Raw genomic sequence first — 18,125 nt, forward strand, 5'->3', positions numbered from 1 at the left:
TCCTGTCTCCTGCGAGAAGGATCATAAGTCATTCAATCGAAATGGGTATGCCGTTTCGGCATGGGCTGGTGCCAAAAGCGAATTGGCCAAGTCAGCCGCAACCTTTCACGTTGCGTCAGGAGGAACGGGGGGCCGGTTCGGCTGCCCCGACAAGGGAGTGCTGCATGTCCGTTACAATTGAAGCCGATCTGATCCTGCACAATGGCCGTATCTGGCGCGGCCGGGAAGAGGGTATCAGCGAGGCTGTCGCCGTCTGGCAGGGCAAGGTGCTGGCCACCGGCGATAGCGCCGACATGCTAAGCCTTAAGGGGCCGCGCACCGAGGTCATCGACCTCGAGGGCCGTTTCGCCAGCCCCGGCCTCATCGACAACCACCTCCACCTCATCTCGACCGGCATCACCATGGGCTGGGTCGATGCGACACCCGCAGCCGCACCGAGCCTTTCGGCGCTGATGGCGGCTCTCGCCGACCGTGCCGCGACCACCGCCAAGGGTGGCTGGGTGCGGGCCCGCGGTTATGACCAGGTCAAGCTCGATACCGGCCGGCATCCGACACGCGAAGACCTCGATCAGGCGGTGCCGGATCATCCCGTGCTGCTAACCCGCGCCTGCGGGCACATCGCCATCGCCAATTCGCGGGCGTTGGAACTGGCCGGCGTGAGCGAGGCGACGCCGGTGCCGGATGGCGGCGTGATCGGTGTCACCGACGGGCGTCTCAACGGCCTGCTGGCCGAAAATGCCATCAATCTCGTCAAGGCCGCCATGCCCGAGGTGACCACGGAGGAGCTGATCGACGGCATAGAGCGCGGCGGGCGGTACCTGCTCTCGCTCGGCATTACGAGCTGCATGGACGCGGCGGTTGGCCAGCTTTCCGGCTTTGCTGAAATCCAGGCCTATGAAATGGCCAAGATTTCCGGTCGCCTGCCCATGCGTGTCTGGCTGACGCTGCTCGGCGATCCCGGTATCTCCATCGTCGAGGATTGCTGGCGGGCCGGCCTGATTTCCGGCGCCGGCGATGACATGCTGCGCGTCGGGGCGGTCAAAATTTTCCTCGACGGTTCGGCCGGCGGACGTACCGCCTGGATGACGAAACCCTATCAGGGCGAGCCCGACAATATCGGCGTGCAGATGCTGCCGACCCCGGAGGTCGAGGCGCTGGTCAAATCCTTCCACGATCGCGGCTACCAGATGGCGTGCCATGCCATCGGCGATGGTGCGATCGAACAGTTGATCACCGCCTATGAGAAGGCGCTGGCCGCCATGCCCGACCCGGATCGCCGCCACCGTATCGAACATTGCGGCTTCTCGTCGCCGGAACAGGACGCGCGCATGAAGGCGGCCGGCATCCTGCCCGCGCCGCAGATGGCCTTCATCCACGATTTCGGCGACAGCTACATTTCCGTGCTCGGCGAGGCGCGCGGCAAGGGCTCCTACCAGATCGGCACCTGGATGCGCATGGGCCTCAAGCCCTCGACCGGCTCGGATTCGCCGGTCTGCTCGCCCGATCCCTTCCCGAACCTCCATGCCATGATCACCCGCAAGACGGGCAAGGGCACGGTGATGAAGGACAGCGAGCGGCTGAGCCGCGAGGAGGCGCTGCAGGCCTTTACGGAATACGGCGCCTATTCCCAGAAAGCCGAGGGTGTGAAGGGCAAGCTGGTGCCCGGCCAATGGGCCGACATCGCTGTCTTCGACAACGATCTTCTGGAGGCCGCGCCTGAAACCATCCTGTCAGGCACCCGCTGCCTGCTGACCCTGCTTGCAGGCCGCATCGTGCATGATGCGCGATAAACGCCTGCCGGACTGAAACCGACACGAAGCCGAAAACGGCACGAGAGGGAGAACGACATGCTGAAAAGACTGACATTCGCTGCACTGCTGAGCCTTTCCGTCGCAACCGGAGCGCTGGCCGCCGGCGAACGTTCCGGCGGAACGCTCGTCTTCACCGCGCCCTATGGATCGAGCTTCGCCACGCTCGACGTACAGGCGAGCCCGAACACGCAGGAAGAGTTCATCACGCAGGCCATCCATCGTGGCCTCTACAGCTGGAATTCCATCGAGAACAAGCCGGTGCTGGAGCTCGCCGATTCGGAGGAGGTCTCCGAGGACGGCCTGACCCACACCTATCACCTGCGCAAGAACGCCGTGTTCCACAACGGCAAGGCGCTAACGGCAGACGACATCATCTACAGCTACAAGCGCATCGCCAATCCGAAGAACGCCTTCCCGGGGGCCAGCTTCATCGCCGTCATCAAGGGGGCGGAAGAGTTTATCGCCGGCAAATCGGAGGAGATTTCCGGCCTCAAGAAGGTAGACGACAATACGCTGGCGATCACCTATACCGGTCCGATCAATCCCGGCTTCCCGCTGATGCAGAACACGACGGTGATCTATCCGTCGAATGTCGAAGACGAATCGACGTTCGCGAAGAACCCGGTCGGCCTCGGCGCCTTCGTCTTCAAGGAGCACGTACCGGGTTCGCAGGTCGTCGTCGAGAAATTCGACAAGTACTACGAGGAGGGAAAGCCTTACCTCGACCGCATCAATATCGTGCTGATGGCCGAAGACGCCGCCCGCGACGTCGCCTTCCGCAACAAGGAAATCGACGTCTCGATCCTCGGCCCAACGCAGTACCAGGCCTATCAAGGCGAGGAAGGCCTGAAGGATCATCTGCTCGAAGTTGCCGAGGTCTATACCCGCAACATCGGCTTCAACCCGGCCTTCGAGCCATTCAAGGACAAGCGTGTCCGCCAGGCGATCAACCACGCCATCAACGCACCGCTGATCATCGAGCGCCTCGTCAAGAACAAGGCCTATCCGGCTTCCGGCTGGCTGCCGCTCTCTTCGCCGGCCTTCGACAAGGATAAGGCGCCTTATGCCTATGACCCGGAAAAGGCGAAGGCCCTGCTGGCGGAAGCCGGCTATGCCGACGGCTTCGAATTCGAAGTGACGGCGAGCCCGAACGAAAGCTGGGGCGTGCCGATCGTTGAGGCCATCCTGCCGATGCTGAAGAAGGTCGGCATCACCGTGAAGCCGAAGCCGGTCGAAAGCTCGGCGCTCGGCGATGCCGTGACGACCAACAACTTCCAGGCCTTCATCTGGTCGAACCTCTCCGGTCCCGACCCGCTGAACGCGATGCGCTGCTACTATTCCAAGACCGCGCAGTCGGCCTGCAACTATACGAGCTATGCGAGCGCGGACTTCGACAAGCTCTATGAAGCGGCCCAACAGGAACGCGATCCGGCCAAGCAGAACGATCTTTTGCGTCAAGCCAACAACATCGTGCAGGACGACGCCCCGGTCTGGTTCTTCAACTACAACAAGGCGGTCATGGCGTATCAGCCGTGGGTCCACGGCCTCGTGCCGAACGCGACGGAACTGGCGGTCCAGCCCTATGATGAAATCTGGATCGACGAGACCGCGCCCGGCTCGCGCAAGTAAGCCCTGAGAGGTTTGGGGGACGGTCTTTTGCCGTCCCCGCATCTGTTGTCACGCCCTTACGGGTGGCCAAAGCGGAACCGCTCATGCTTCGTTTTACCCTGCGCCGCATCCTGCAGGTCATTCCGACGGTCGTCGTGGTGGCGCTGCTGATCTTCGTCATCTTCTCGGTCGTGCCCGGCACCTTCGCCGCCAGCCTCTTCGCTGACGGCAAGCGCGCGGCCGATCCGCAGATGATTGCCCGCCTCAACGAGGAATTCGGGCTGAACAAGCCGCTGATGGAGCGCTTCGTGACCTATGTCACGGATCTCGCGCAGTTCGATCTTGGCACCAGTTTCCGTACCCGCCAGCCGGTCATCGACCTTATCAACGACCGCATGGGGGCCTCATTGCAGCTTGCGGTCGCAGCCATGGTCTTCGCGCTGGTCGTCGGCGTGCCGCTCGGCTTTCTGGCGGCGCTCCGGCCCGGTTCCATCCTGGATACGGTGACGATGATCGGCGCCGTCTCGGGCCTATCCATGCCGCAGTTCTGGCTTGGGCTCCTGATGATGTATCTCTTCGCCCTGCAACTGAACTGGCTGCCCAGTTTCGGCTACGGCGACGGCTCGTTCCAAAATCTCATATTGCCGGCCGTCACACTCGGCGTGACGCCGCTTGCGCTTCTGGCGCGCACCACACGCGCAGGCGTGCTCGATGTGCTGAACGCCGATTTCATCCGCACGGCTCACTCCAAGGGCATGAGCGAGATGAAGGTCGTGCGCTGGCATGTGTCGCGCAATGCGCTGGTGCTGATCGTCACCACGGTCGGCCTGCAGTTCGGCTCGCTGATCGGTCAGGCCGTCGTCATCGAAAAGCTCTTCGCCTGGCCGGGCATCGGCTCACTGCTCGTCGACAGCGTGGCGATCCGCGATATTCCCGTGGTGCAAGGCACGATCCTCGTCATCGTGCTGTGGTTCCTCCTCATCAACACCGCCGTCGATCTGATCTATGCCGCGATCGATCCGCGCATCAAACAGGAGTGACGGGATGCGCTTCGGCTTCAATTTCTGGCTCGGCGCCGGGCTGACGGCGCTCGTGATCCTTGCTGGCATCCTCGCGCCGTGGATCGCCCCTTTTGATCCGGTGCTCGATGCGGACCTGATGAGCTCCGAGCTACCGCCCGACGCCACCTTCTGGTTCGGGACGGATGCGCAGGGACGTGACGTCTATACGCGCATCCTCTACGGCGCACAGATCTCGCTGACGGTCGGCATCGTCTCGCAGGTCATCAATTCGATGATCGGCATCACGCTCGGCATGACGGCCGGCTATTGGGGCGGCTGGTGGGACGATCTCGTCAATGGCTTAACGAATGTCATGCTGGCTATACCCTCGCTGATCTTCGCGCTCGCTGTCATGGCGGTGCTCGGCCCCGGCCTTCCGTCGCTGCTCATCGCGCTTGGCCTCACCAACTGGAGCTGGACCTGCCGCATCGCGCGGTCGTCGACGCTCTCCCTGAAATCGCAGGGTTACGTGCAGGCGGCGCAGACGCTGGGTTACGGCGATCTGCGCATCATGTTCACACAGATCCTGCCCAATATGATGGGACCAATCCTCGTCATGGCGACGCTCGGTATGGGCTCGGCGGTGCTGTCGGAAGCAGCGCTTTCCTTCCTCGGCCTCGGCATCCAGCCGCCGTTCCCGAGCTGGGGCTCAATGCTGACAGATGCGCGCCAGCTCATTCAGCTGGCGCCTTGGGTGGCGATCTTCCCCGGCCTTGCCATCTTCCTGTCGGTGCTCGGTTTCAACCTTCTCGGCGACGGCCTGCGTGACAGCCTCGACCCGCATATGAGGACGCGCAAGCCATGACCGCGCCGCTACTCGACATCAGGGGCCTGCGTCTCGGTGTAGCTATCAATCGCTCCACCCACCATCCGCTGCTCAAGGGCGTCTCCTTCCAGATCATGCCGGGCGAAGCCTACGGTCTCGTTGGCGAATCCGGTTCGGGCAAATCGGTGACGTCGCTCGCCGTCATGGGCCTTCTGAAGAAGCCGCTCGCGATTTCCGGCGGGGAAATCCTGTTCAAGGGCCAAAACCTGCTCTCCCTGTCGAAACGCGAGATGCGGCGCCTGCGCGGCAACCGTATAGCGATGATCTTCCAGGAGCCGATGACGGCGCTGAACCCGCTGTCAACCGTCGGCCGGCAGATCGCCGAAATGTTCGTACTGCATCAGGGCAAGAGCTGGAGCGAGGCGGAAAAGCTTGCCGTCGAGGCCTTGGGGAATGTGCGCGTGCCCAATCCCGACCGACGCGCGAAAAACTACCCGCACCAGATGTCCGGCGGCCTGCGCCAGCGGGTGATGATCGCCATGGCGCTCGCCTGCAACCCAGACCTGCTGATCGCCGACGAGCCGACCACGGCACTTGACGTGACTGTGCAGGCGGAAGTGCTGCGGCTCATCAAGGAGCTCTGCGCGGCGCGCGGCACGGCTGTGCTGTTCATCAGCCACGATCTCGGCGTCATCGCCAGCGTCTGCCAGCGCGTCGGCGTCATGTATTCTGGCTGCTTGGTGGAGGAGAACGAGACCCGCGCGCTCTTTGCCGATCCGAAACACGAATATACACGCGGCCTGCTCGGCGCGCTGCCGCGTCTTGGCAGCCGCAGCGAACACGGCCGCCAAAGGCTGGTCGATATTGACAGCATCATTGCCGACCGTTCGAAGCTTACCGAAACGCGCTTCATCGCACCGCGCGGCGCAGAAGGGAGCCAGCCATGACCGCTCCCCTGTTGCAGGTGGATGATCTCCACGTCCGTTTCCCCATTTCCGGCGGCGGCCTGCTCGGCACGGGCAAGCGCACGCTGCACGCCGTCAATGGCCTCAGTTTCGAGCTGGCCAAGGGCGAATGCCTGTCGATCGTCGGCGAATCCGGCTGCGGCAAATCGACGACGGCGCTCTCCATCCTCGGCCTTCAGGCGCCGAGCGAGGGCATGATCCGCTATCGCGGCCAGCCGCTCGCCGGTCCCGGTGCGCCCGGCCGCATGCAGCGGGCGAAAGCGGTGCAGATGGTGTTTCAGGACCCCTATGCGTCGCTCAATCCGCGCCAGTCGGTGCGCACCTCGCTTGCCGCGCCGCTGCGCCTGCATGGTGTTACCGCCACGTCGGAAATCGAGGGCCGCATCGAGGCGATGCTGAAGAATGTCGGCCTGACGCCGGAACAGGCGGCTCGCTATCCGCATGAATTCTCCGGCGGCCAGCGCCAGCGTATCGGCATTGCCCGTGCGTTGATCCTCGAACCGGAAATCGTTCTGCTTGATGAGCCGGTCTCCGCGCTCGACGTTTCGATCCGTGCGCAGATCATCAACCTGCTGCTCGATCTTCAGGAAAAGCTTGGCCTGTCCTATCTGATGATCAGCCACGATCTCAGCGTCGTCGAGCATATGAGTGACCGCGTGCTGGTGATGTATTTCGGCGAGGTCGTGGAAGAAGGCGGCTGGCGCGAGATCTTCGAGGCGCCCGCTCATCCCTATACGCGCCGGCTGATCGCCGCCATTCCCGATCCGGCCGCCGCACTCGACCCGGCGGCAAAGCAGGATCGTTTTGCCGACCTCCCGCAGTTTGCCGGCCGCCGCTTCGTCTCCGACGGCAGCACCTCGCCGGATGTATTCACCGCTCCCGAGGGCTCCGAGCTGGTCGAGATTACGCCACAGCATCGCGTGCGATTTAGCGTAAAGTGAATAGTTCGTACCGCAGCGCCCTCGCGAATTGCGGTTCTTGGCGATAGCGGGACTGCTGATGATCCTCAGCACCTGTTGTTGACGGTAATCATACCCAGTTTGATCGATGTCGGCGTTGGCGAGTCATCTCACGCCGCATCGGTATCTTGGCCCTGTCGGCAAGCAAGCGTCGATCCGCGCATCAACGGCCCGAGGCCCTGCGTGTCGTGCGCCTGCCCCGACGTTATTACGAAGGTGAGTGATCGACCTCGGCACCGCAATGAGCGTGGAGTTTGGTGGTGAACCCACCTCGCGATCGGCCAAGCGCCTCGGTTTGCTGAGTCCTTTTTACGCTGACCCCACAATGGCGCGCATAGGCGATGAAGGCCTGGGTCTCCCCCCCCCCCCCCCACTCGATCAGCGCCGGTAGCGGCGGAAAACGCTATTCCACTTGCCGTACTCGCTCGGCAGATGCCGCTACCGCGCATCGTGCTTTCGAAGAATTGGCGATTGTCATCCGCGGGTCGACAACCACGCCCACGCTCAGCCTGCAGCAGCGGCTCGGTCAGTGCCACTTGTCATCCGGCCAATCGATCCGCTCGCCCAAACTGAATTTCAAAAGCCAGCCTTGAATCAAAGTCAAGTATTCCGTCAACCTTTGTCCACGAGCTTAAGCTTCGTGCAGCACGTGGATTGCCTTCACCGCGGCAGAGGCGCGGTTCTCGACTCCGAGCTTGACGTAGATTTGCTCTAGGTGCTTGGTCACCGTGCGGGAACTGAGGCTGAGGATTTCGCCGATGTCGCGGTTCGACTTGCCCTTGGAGATCCACAGCAGGACTTCGGATTCCCGATGCGTGAGCGAGAAATGCTGACGCAGAGTGTCGTCGTCGGTTTTGCGGTTCTCCATTGTGAGGCGGAAAAGATATTCGTCAGCGCCGATGGCGCCGAGGAGAGAAAGCTGCAAATCTGCCAGCCCCCCCTCGCGCATGGTGAAGCGAGTTTCGCGCGCAGTGTTGCGTGTCTTCATCCAAGCACGGATATGGGCGGACACAGCGTCCAGCCCTTCGTCGTTTCCAATAGCGGCACTCACGAGGCGGGTTGCCTGGGGCGTCGACCAGAGGATGTTTCCCTCGCCACCGACTGCAAGCAGATGGCGGCCCGCCGCATCCAGTGCCACGCGGGCGCTGAGCGCGGAGCGGGCATTGGCGAGGTGCACGCGAATCCGGGCACGCAGCTCATCGATATTGATCGGCTTGGTGAGATAGTCGACGCCGCCGGCCTCCAGCGCACGGACGACATGTTCCGTTTCGGTGAGGCCGGTCATGAACACCACGGGCACGGAACTGGTTGCCCGGTTCGTCTTCAGCTTCAAGCAGGTCTCGAAGCCATCCAGACCCGGCATGACGGCATCGAGCAGAATGATGTCGGGCGTGATGCGGTCGACGATGTTGAGTGCTGAAGCGCCCGACGTGGCGATCAGCACGGAGAAGCCGGTTTTTTCCAGCGCCTCAGTCAGGAAGCCCAAGGCCTCCGGAGAATCATCGACGATCAGTACGATGTCGCGTGGACTGGCTGTCTCACTCACCGGCAGCGCCTTCCTGTCGGTCGAGAGTTTTCAAAAAGGTATCGTAGCCGGCGAGGTCGAAGACTTGCACATAGGTGCGTACAGCTTCGGTGAAGGGCTGATGTTCGGGTGTGCGCGCGATCTCGGCGAGCTTGGCCTCGATGCCGCGCACGTAGCCGATCTCGCCGAGGCGGATCAGTTCCTGCACATGGTTTTCCGCAGGCTTGACGATGCTGCTCTTCTCAGGCGCATTGGGCTTTCCCGCGTCGTGATAGATCCATTCGAGGCCCATCCGCAGGGCGAGCTTGTCGGTCAATTGACGCAGGTCGACAGGTTTTGCCAGCGTGTCGTTGTGACCGTTCTGGGCTGAAGCCACTGTGCCGTCGCCAATATTGGCCGAGAGCATGATGATCGCTCCAGGCTGACCGAGTGCGCGTAACTGCGCTACCAGTTCCCAGCCATTCATGTCGGGCATGGAAATGTCAATGAGAAACAGATCCGGCTTAAGGTCGTCGACAAGCGCCAGGCAATCGGCACCGCCTTTTGCGGTGAGCGTGGTGAAATCGAGCGGGCGCAGCACCTCTTCCATGAGATTGCGATGGTCGGCATTGTCATCGACGACAAGCACGATACGCCGGCGGCCGGCATAGCCCTTGATGCGCCGCATGGCGTCCTGTGCAGCCGTCGGCCTGTCGACGGCTGACAGCATGAGGCGCACGCGGAACTCCGTGCCCTTGCCGCGCTCGCTTTTAACGGAGATTTCGCCACCGAGCGTCTGAGTGAGCAAGCGCGTTATGGTGAGGCCAAGGCCGAGGCCGGGCATCCGGCCATGTTCGGCATCGCCGCGCTGGAATGGCTCGAAAATCCGCGGCAAGTCCTTTTCCAAGATGCCGCGTCCGCTGTCGGTAACGGTGAAGGTGGCGACCTGGCTGCGATAGGCGACATCAAGGCGAATGCTGCCCTGATCGGTGAATTTCAACGCATTGGAGATGAGGTTGACCAGGATTTGCCGCAGGCGCTTTTCGTCGGTGCGTACATAATGCGGCAGCCCGGCCGGCCGGGTGTGTTCGAAGGCAATACCCTTGGCTTGGGCCTGCGGTCGGAACATGTCCACGATCTGGTCAAGGAAGTCGTGGATATGGATCTCGTTGGAATAGACCTGCAGCTTGCCGGCCTCGATCTTGGAAATGTCGAGCAGGCCGTCTATCAGGCCGGAGAGGTGGTCGGCGCTGCGCTTGATGACACGGATGGCGCCCTGCCGCTGCGGCGGTATGCTCTCGTCCCGCTCCAGCACCTGGGCATAGCCGAGCACGGCATTGAGCGGGGTGCGCAGCTCGTGGCTGAGGCCGACGACGTAGCGGCTTTTCGCGCGGTTGGCCGCCTCGGCGGTTTCCTTCGCTTGTTGGAGAGCTGCATCGGTCTTCTTATGGGCGGTGATTTCCTTGAGGAGCAGCGTGGTCTGGCGCGAGGATTCCTCCTCCGCAACGACACGGCTGTCATGCGCCAGCACGTAGAACCAGCAGACGACACCGGCCACCACGGCGAAGACGAAGAATACCACGGCGATGGTGCGCTCCACCACGGAGGCGGTTTCCGGTGAATGCGTGCCGACCTGATGGGCGATCATCGCCAGGATGATGCCTATGCCCGCGATGGAGAGAACGGTGGCGACGCCGTAGCGGCCGAGGCGAGTGGAAAGGGCTGCGGTTACCGGTTCCGGCAGGAGGGTTTTTGCGACGCCCGCCATCTGCGCGTTGAAGCGCGCCTTCGGCTTGCACAGATCGTGACAGCGGCTGTCGAGCGAGCAGCAGAGCGAGCAGATCGGCCCGGCATAGGCTGGGCACCAGGCCATGTCCTCGGGTTCGAACGGGTGCTCGCAGATCGAGCAGGTGATGGAATGCTGAAGCGCCCAGCTTTTTCGGGGCTTGCGGGCGAGATAATATTTGCCGCCGGTCGCCCAGGCGATGGCCGGGGAGGCGAGGAAGGCGACGGCGGCGGCGATATAAGGGGCGAGCGAGGCCGGGATTTCGCCGAGGGCACCGAAATGCGCTGTGAGCGCGACAACGGTTGAGAGCGTCATTGCACCGAGGCCGACCGGGTTGATGTCGTAGAGATGGGCGCGCTTGAACTCGATGCCTTCAGGCGAGAGGCCGAGCGGCTTGTTGATGAAGAGATCGGCGGAGATGGTGCAGAGCCAGGCCATGGCGACGATGGAGAAGACGCCGAGCGTTTCCTCCAGCAGCCGGTAGATGCCGAGCTCCATCAGGAGCAGCGCGATCGCCACGTTGAAAACGAGCCAGATGACGCGGCCGGGATGGCTGTGGGTGAGGCGCGAGAAGAAGTTCGACCATGCGAGCGAGCCCGCATAGGCATTCATCACATTGATCTTGAGCTGCGAGACCACGACGAAGGCGACCATCAGCAGAAGGGCAGCCATGTCCCAGGGCAACATGTAGCCGAAGGCGGTGTAATACATCTGCGCCGGGTCGGCCGCCCGCGTCGAGGGCACGCCCGACGACAGCGCCAGCACGACGAGGAAGGAGCCGGCGATCAGCTTCGGCGCGCCGACGATGACCCAGCCGGAGCCGGCGAGAAAGACGGCAATGCGGTGATGCAACTTGCGCTGACCATCCGGCGGCAGGAAGCGTAGGAAGTCGACCTGCTCGCCGATCTGCGCCATCAGCGCGAAGATGACGGCCGATGCCGCGCCGAATTCCACGAGATTGAACGGGGCATAGGTGCCGGGCGGGCCGGAGGCGTGGTGCAGACCGGAATACGCCAGCCAGGCGCCGACTTTCTCCCAATCGGCAAAGGCGATGAAGACGAAGGGCAGGATGTTGAGTACGATCCAGAACGGCTGGGTGACGAGCTGGAAGCGCGAGATGAGCTGGACACCGTGGGTGACCAGCGGGATGACCATGACGGCCGAGATAATGTAACCGATCCACAACGGCACGCCGAGTGCCAGCTCCAGCGCACCGGACATGATCGATGCTTCGATAGCGAAAAGGATGAAGGTGAAACTGGCATAGATCAGCGAGGTGAGCGTCGAGCCGATATAGCCGAAGCTCGCGCCGCGGGTGAGAAGATCGATGTCGACGCCGTGGCGGATGGCGTAGCGACTGATCGGCAGGCCGACGAGAAGGATCATCAGGCTCGCGACGGCGATCGCGACGATGGCGTTCGTCGTGCCATAGGACATGGTAATCGCGCCTCCGATGGCTTCAAGCGCCAGGAAGGAGATTGCGCCGATAGCGGTCTGCGAGATGCGATCGGACGAGAAGCGCCGTGCGCTTTTCGCGGTGAAGCGCAGCGCATAGTCTTCCAGCGTCTGGTTGGCGACCCAGCGATTGTATTCGCGGCGGATCGGAATGATGCGCTGGCGTGCGGCCATCGTGTCCTGCTGTTCCCATCGCCGTTTGCCGGCTGTCTCCATGGTTCGTAACACAGATGGGCCGGCACCGAAATTGTTGCGATGCCACAAATGCTTCCTGCTTAACCCCGGCATCTACGTAGAATGGCGTATGTGCGGCGCAACATGACAGGTCGATAGTCCCCTTCAGCAACGGCAAAAAAACCAATCCGCCGCGTTGCGGTCAAAAGAACAGAGGGGTTCAGACCATGTCCATCAAGGCACGCGCCACCGGCGCATTGCTCGCAGCCATTCTCTCGACGACGGCCTTCCACGGCGCGTTCGCCGCCGACGACACGATCAAGGTCGGCATCCTGCATTCGCTCTCCGGCACCATGGCGATTTCCGAGACCACGCTCAAGGACGCGATGCTGATGCTCATCGAGGAGCAGAACAAGAAGGGCGGCCTTCTCGGCAAGAAGCTCGAAGCCGTGGTCGTCGATCCGGCCTCCGACTGGCCGCTCTTTGCCGAAAAGGCGCGCGAACTCGTTTCTGTCGACAAGGTTTCGGCCGTCTTCGGCTGCTGGACCTCGGTGTCGCGCAAATCGGTCCTGCCGGTATTCGAAGAACTGAACTCTATCCTCTTCTACCCCGTCCAATACGAGGGCGAGGAAAGCCAGCGCAACGTCTTCTACACGGGGGCAGCCCCGAACCAGCAGGCGATTCCGGCCGTCGATTATCTCGCCGAGAACGAGGGCGTCGAACGCTGGGTTCTCGCCGGCACGGACTATGTCTATCCGCGCACGACCAACAAGATCCTTGAAGCCTATCTGATCTCCAAAGGCGTGAAGCCCGAGGATATCATGATCAACTACACGCCGTTCGGCCATTCCGACTGGCAGACGATCGTCTCCGACATCAAGAAGTTCGGCTCGGCCGGCAAGAAGACGGCCGTCGTCTCGACCATCAACGGCGACGCCAACGTGCCCTTCTACAAGGAACTCGGCAACCAGGGCGTCAAGGCCGAGGATATCCCGGTCGTCGCCTTCTCGGTGGGTGAAGAAGAACTTGCCGGCCTCGATACAACGCCGCTGGTCGGCCATCTCGCGGCCTGGAACTATTTCCAGTCCGTCGACAACCCGGCAAACGCAGAGTTCATCAAAACGTGGAAGGCCTTCACCAAGAACGACAAGCGCGTCACCAACGACCCGATGGAAGCCCACTATATCGGCTTCAACATGTGGCTGAAGGCCGTCGAAAAGGCCGGCACCACGGATACCGACGCCGTACTCGACGCGATGATCGGCGTTTCCGTGCCGAACCTCTCGGGCGGCTACTCCACCATGATGCCGAACCACCATATCACCAAGCCGGTGCTGATCGGTGAAATCCAGGCCGACGGCCAGTTCGAGACCGTCTGGGAAACGCCCGGCCTTGTGGTCGGCGACGAATGGTCCGATTACCTGCCGGACTCCAAGGACCTGATCGCCGATTGGCGCAAGCCGCTCGAATGCGGCAACTTCAACGTCGCCACTGGCAAGTGCGGCGGCAAGGGCTCCTGATAGCGCTCGGTCACGGCTGCCGCGTCGCTCCTTCGCGGCGGCACGACCTCGCATCCCGGCGCTGGGGCCGCCGGGATGCATCCCTTTCTCGTTCGAGGACGTGACATGCACGCGCGGCTCATCCATCGTTTCCTGCAATGCCTGCTCGTCGCCTTCTGCCTTGTCGTGACGCTCTTTGCGACCGATCTCAGGGCGGCCGACGACCTACGCGCCATGATCAATGCGCTTGGTGGGGGCAGTTTCCAGGAAAACCAGAAGCAGGTTGAGGCGCTTGCCAAGACCGGCGATCCGAGGGTCGTGCCGGCGCTCAAAGCGCTCTCCGAGGGCGATCTCTACCAGCGCAAGGCTGACGGCATCGTCTTAATCGTCAAACCCGCCGGTTCCAATCTCAAGCTGATTGATGCCCTGACGGGCGATGCGGCCGGCGAGGGCGAAAAAGCGGCGCTCGAAAAGATCAAGGTCAACAACGGCCTGCGGCGTGTCATTCGCGCGGCCCTCGGCAGTCTGACGCTGATGAGCCCGGATGCAAGTGTGCGTCTGCAGGCCGCAAGCACCATTCTGCGCACGCCCTCGGCCGATGCGCTTGAAGGCCTGGATGCCGCACTGGCCGCGGAAACGGACGGTGCCGTCAAGGCCGTGCTCGAAAAGGCCCGCGCTGCGTCCGTCCTCGTTTCGGACCGGCCCGTGGACGAAAAGAAGGCGGCAATCGCCACGGTCGTGCAGACCGGCGGCCGGGATTCTCTCTCGCTGCTGTCCGGAGCGCTGTCGTCTGCCGATGAAAGCCTGCGTCCCGATATCGAGACCGGCATCCAGCAGATCGAAGACCAGCTGGCGCTCTGGGCTGCCGGACAGAATATCTGGTACGGCCTATCACTGGGTTCGGTGCTGCTGCTTGCGGCCATCGGCCTTGCCATCACCTTCGGCGTGATGGGCATCATCAACATGGCACACGGCGAGATGGTCATGCTCGGCGCCTACACGACCTTCGTCGTGCAGCAGGTCATCCGTGACTCCTATCCCGGCCTGTTCGACTGGTCGCTTGCCATCGCCCTTCCGCTCGCCTTTCTCGTTACCGGCGCTGTCGGCCTTGTCATGGAGCGCGGGATCATCCGATTCCTCTACGGTCGCCCGCTCGAAACGCTTCTCGCCACCTGGGGCGTCTCGCTCATCCTCCAGCAGGCCGTACGCTCCATCTTCGGTCCCACCAACCAGGAAGTCGGCAATCCCTCGTGGATGTCCGGTGCTTTCGATCTCGGCGGCCTGACGATCACCTGGAATCGTATGTGGATCATCGTCTTTTCGCTTGCCGTCTTCGCCTTTCTGCTCTTCCTGCTCAAGAAAACGCCGATGGGCCTGCAGATGCGTGCCGTCACGCAGAACCGCCGCATGGCCTCCTCCATGGGCATCCGGACGCCCTGGGTCGATGCGCTGACCTTCGCTCTCGGTTCGGGCATTGCAGGCGTCGCCGGCGTCGCACTGAGCCAGATCGACAACGTGTCGCCGAACCTTGGCCAGGGCTATATCATCGACAGCTTCATGGTTGTGGTCTTCGGCGGCGTCGGCAATCTCTGGGGCACACTGGTCGGCGCCTTCACGCTTGGTATTCTCAACAAGTTCCTGGAGCCCTATGCCGGCGCGGTACTCGGAAAAATCCTCGTGCTCGTGCTGATCATCCTTTTCATCCAGAAGCGGCCGCGCGGGCTCTTCGCACTCAAGGGCAGGGCGGTAGAAGCATGATCAGCTCGTTCATCCTCAAGGCGCTCGATCGCAACATCGTCATCGCCGTTGCACTCCTGCTTGCGATCGCGGCCCTCGTTCCGGCGCTTAACCTGCTCACGTCGCCGGATCATCCGCTCCACGTGCCGACTTACATCGTCTCGCTGTTCGGCAAGTACCTCACCTATGCCCTTCTGGCATTGGCGCTCGACCTTGTCTGGGGCTTCTGCGGCATTCTCTCGCTCGGTCACGCGGCCTTTTTCGCGCTCGGCGGCTATGCCATGGGCATGTACCTCATGCGCCAGATCGGTGCGCGCGGTTCCTACGGCGATCCGTTGCTGCCGGATTTCATGGTTTTCCTCAACTGGAAGGAACTGCCGTGGTTCTGGTACGGCTTCGACATGTTTTGGTTCGCCGCGCTTGTAGCGGTGCTTGTGCCTGGCCTGCTCGCCTTCATCTTCGGCTGGTTCGCCTTCCGCTCGCGCGTCAACGGCGTCTATCTGTCGATCATCACCCAGGCGATGACCTTTGCCCTGCTGCTCGCCTTCTTCCGCAACGACATGGGCTTCGGCGGCAACAACGGCCTCACCGACTTCAAGGATATCATGGGCTTCAACATCCAGTCGAATGGCACGCGTTCCGCGCTGTTTGCCACTTCCGCCATCGCGCTTGCCGTATCGCTCATCATCGCATCGGGCATCGTGCGTTCGAAATACGGAAAGATTCTCGTCGGTGTGCGCGATGCTGAAAGCCGCACGCGCTTCCTCGGTTACCGCGTCGAACACATGAAGCTCTTCGCCTTCGTGGTTTCGGCCATGATGGCGGGCGTCGCGGGTGCACTCTATGTGCCGCAGGTCGGCATCATCAATCCCGGTGAATTCGATCCTGCGAACTCCATCGAGGTCGTTATCTGGACGGCAGTCGGCGGCCGGGGCACGCTGATCGGTCCGATCGTCGGCGCCATCCTCGTCAATGGCGGCAAGAGCATCTTCACCGCCGCCTTCCCGGAATTCTGGCTCTTCGCGTTGGGCGGCCTCTTCGTGCTTGTCACGCTGTTCCTGCCCAAGGGCATCGTCGGCACGGCGCGCCAGTTCATCGAGCGGCGCAAGGACTATCGCAAGGCGAAAGCAGACGAAGCGGCCCGCGCCTTCGCGGCAGAACCCCAGGCCGCGGAGTAAGAGGCATGAATACGCTCGCAAGCAACGCAAAGCCCACCAGCATCCTCTATCTTGACGGCGTCTCCGTCTCCTTCGATGGTTTCAGGGCGTTGAATTCACTGTCGTTCGTCATCGAACCCGGCGAGCTTCGCGCCATCATCGGCCCGAACGGTGCCGGCAAGACCACGATGATGGACATCATCACCGGAAAGACCCGGCCGGACGCAGGTGAGGTTTTCTTCAAGGGCACGATCGATCTGACGCAGAAGGACGAGGCGGAAATCGCCCAGCTCGGTATCGGCCGCAAGTTTCAGAAGCCGACGGTCTTTGAAAGCCACACGGTCTGGGACAATCTGGAGCTGGCGCTCAACCGCAATCGCGGCGTTTTCTCGACGCTGTTCTATCGTCTGACAGTCGAGGACAGCTCGCGCATCGAGGAAATCCTCTCGACGGTCCGGCTCGCCGACCGAAGGGATGTCCTCGCCGCCAATCTCAGCCATGGGCAGAAGCAGTGGCTGGAGATAGGCATGCTGCTCGCGCAGGATCCGGAACTGCTATTGGTCGACGAGCCCGTGGCCGGAATGACCGATGCGGAGACGGCGGAAACCGCGATCCTGCTCAAAGAAATCGCCAAGACTCGCTCTGTCGTCGTCGTCGAGCACGACATGGGCTTCATCCGTGACCTGGGCGTTAAGGTAACCTGCCTGGCCGAGGGTTCCGTTCTGGCGGAAGGCTCGATCGACTTCGTCAGCGCCGACCAGAGGGTCATCGAAAACTATCTGGGGAGATGAGACCATGCTGACCGTCGAAAAGGCCAACCTGCATTACGGTGCCGCACAGGCGCTGCGCGGTATCTCGCTCAATGCGGAGATGGGTAGGATCACCTGCGTTCTTGGCCGAAACGGCGTCGGCAAGTCCAGTCTGCTGCGTGCCATCACCGGTCAGCACCCGCTGTCGTCGGGTGCCGTCACGTTCAATGACGTCAAGCTCAACGGCATGGCGCCCTATCGCCGTGCCAAGCAGGGCATCGGCTATGTACCCCAGGGCCGCGAAATTTTTCCGCTGCTCACGGTGAAGGAAAACCTCGAATCCGGTTATGCGCCCGTCAAGCGCTCGGACCGCTTCATTCCGAACGAGATATTCAGCCTGTTCCCCGTGCTGCAATCCATGCTGGGCCGGCGCGGCGGCGACCTCTCGGGCGGTCAGCAGCAGCAGCTCGCCATCGGTCGCGCGCTCGTCACGCGACCGAAAATCCTCGTGCTCGACGAGCCGACCGAGGGCATTCAGCCATCGATCATCAAGGATATCGGCCGGGCGATCAAATATCTTCGCGATTCCACCGGCATGGCCATCCTGCTCGTCGAGCAATATCTCGATTTTTGTCGAGAGCTGGCGGACTATGTTTACATAATGGACCGCGGCGAGATCGTACATGAGGGTGCTGCCGAAACGCTGGACATGCCCGAGGTGCGCCGACATCTGACCGTATGACATGGGCCGCGGCCGACTGGATAGGTTTACATCGATAGTGAGCGACGACGCGCCGCCAAAGACACCCAGCAAGCCGTCGGCTGATTCAATACCAACACCACCGTCTCAAGGTTGAATTTTGACCTCTAACGTTCTCCACGGCTCGTTAGCAA

13 protein-coding genes are annotated in these 18,125 nt (G+C 62.2%); 11 read left to right on the forward strand and 2 right to left on the reverse strand.

Translation table 11 applies throughout. The features are described 5' to 3' along the window. Positions 1-164 precede the first annotated feature (164 nt). From D0Y60_RS15955 to D0Y60_RS15980, 6 genes are all read left to right on the forward strand, one after another. Positions 165-1,790, forward strand: a complete 1,626-nt coding sequence (locus D0Y60_RS15955; protein WP_117370948.1) for an amidohydrolase — start codon at positions 165-167, stop codon at positions 1,788-1,790. Positions 1,791-1,847: 57 nt separating this feature from the next. Continuing rightward, the gene (locus tag D0Y60_RS15960) at positions 1,848-3,440 is read left to right on the forward strand and encodes an ABC transporter substrate-binding protein (RefSeq protein ID WP_117370949.1); all 1,593 of its coding nucleotides are present in this window, start codon (positions 1,848-1,850) and stop codon (positions 3,438-3,440) included. Positions 3,441-3,523: 83 nt separating this feature from the next. Beyond that, positions 3,524-4,459, forward strand: a complete 936-nt coding sequence (locus D0Y60_RS15965) for an ABC transporter permease (RefSeq protein ID WP_117370950.1) — start codon at positions 3,524-3,526, stop codon at positions 4,457-4,459. Positions 4,460-4,463: 4 nt separating this feature from the next. Next, on the forward strand, positions 4,464-5,285 hold the full coding sequence (locus tag D0Y60_RS15970) for an ABC transporter permease (protein WP_117370951.1): 822 nt from the start codon (positions 4,464-4,466) through the stop codon (positions 5,283-5,285). Then, positions 5,282-6,193 carry an ABC transporter ATP-binding protein gene (locus D0Y60_RS15975; protein ID WP_117370952.1) on the forward strand — a complete coding sequence of 304 codons (912 nt, stop codon included), beginning with the start codon at positions 5,282-5,284 and terminating at the stop codon, positions 6,191-6,193. The genes D0Y60_RS15970 and D0Y60_RS15975 overlap by 4 nt, the downstream gene beginning before the upstream one ends. Further along, positions 6,190-7,152 carry an ATP-binding cassette domain-containing protein gene (locus tag D0Y60_RS15980; RefSeq protein WP_117370953.1) on the forward strand — a complete coding sequence of 321 codons (963 nt, stop codon included), beginning with the start codon at positions 6,190-6,192 and terminating at the stop codon, positions 7,150-7,152. The genes D0Y60_RS15975 and D0Y60_RS15980 overlap by 4 nt, the downstream gene beginning before the upstream one ends. Before the next feature lie 649 nt (positions 7,153-7,801). Here D0Y60_RS15980 and D0Y60_RS15985 read toward each other — a convergent pair. Together D0Y60_RS15985 and D0Y60_RS15990 are read right to left on the reverse strand one after the other, a co-directional pair. Next, positions 7,802-8,716 carry a DNA-binding response regulator gene (locus D0Y60_RS15985; protein WP_199564207.1) on the reverse strand — a complete coding sequence of 305 codons (915 nt, stop codon included), beginning with the start codon at positions 8,714-8,716 and terminating at the stop codon, positions 7,802-7,804. Then, positions 8,709-12,089: an ATP-binding protein gene (locus tag D0Y60_RS15990; protein ID WP_117370955.1), complete on the reverse strand. Its 3,381-nt coding sequence runs from the start codon at positions 12,087-12,089 to the stop codon at positions 8,709-8,711. The genes D0Y60_RS15985 and D0Y60_RS15990 overlap by 8 nt, the downstream gene beginning before the upstream one ends. Before the next feature lie 227 nt (positions 12,090-12,316). On the opposite strand from D0Y60_RS15990, the gene urtA reads away from it, so the two are divergent. From urtA to urtE, 5 genes are all read left to right on the forward strand, one after another. Next, the gene (urtA, locus tag D0Y60_RS15995) at positions 12,317-13,609 is read left to right on the forward strand and encodes an urea ABC transporter substrate-binding protein (RefSeq protein WP_117370956.1); all 1,293 of its coding nucleotides are present in this window, start codon (positions 12,317-12,319) and stop codon (positions 13,607-13,609) included. Positions 13,610-13,714: 105 nt separating this feature from the next. Next, the gene (gene urtB / locus D0Y60_RS16000) at positions 13,715-15,346 is read left to right on the forward strand and encodes an urea ABC transporter permease subunit UrtB (protein WP_117370957.1); all 1,632 of its coding nucleotides are present in this window, start codon (positions 13,715-13,717) and stop codon (positions 15,344-15,346) included. Beyond that, positions 15,343-16,503, forward strand: coding sequence for an urea ABC transporter permease subunit UrtC (urtC, locus tag D0Y60_RS16005; RefSeq protein ID WP_117370958.1), 1,161 nt, complete (start codon positions 15,343-15,345; stop codon positions 16,501-16,503). The genes urtB and urtC overlap by 4 nt, the downstream gene beginning before the upstream one ends. A 5-nt stretch (positions 16,504-16,508) precedes the next feature. Continuing rightward, positions 16,509-17,273 (forward strand): urea ABC transporter ATP-binding protein UrtD, encoded by a 765-nt coding sequence (urtD, locus tag D0Y60_RS16010; protein ID WP_117370959.1) that lies wholly within the window; start codon positions 16,509-16,511, stop codon positions 17,271-17,273. 4 nt (positions 17,274-17,277) lie between these two features. Beyond that, positions 17,278-17,973 (forward strand): urea ABC transporter ATP-binding subunit UrtE, encoded by a 696-nt coding sequence (gene urtE / locus D0Y60_RS16015; protein WP_117370960.1) that lies wholly within the window; start codon positions 17,278-17,280, stop codon positions 17,971-17,973. The last annotated feature ends 152 nt before the right edge of the window (positions 17,974-18,125 follow it).

This window comes from Shinella sp. WSJ-2 (assembly GCF_003432075.1).
In the GTDB taxonomy this organism is placed as follows: Bacteria; Pseudomonadota; Alphaproteobacteria; order Rhizobiales; family Rhizobiaceae; genus Shinella.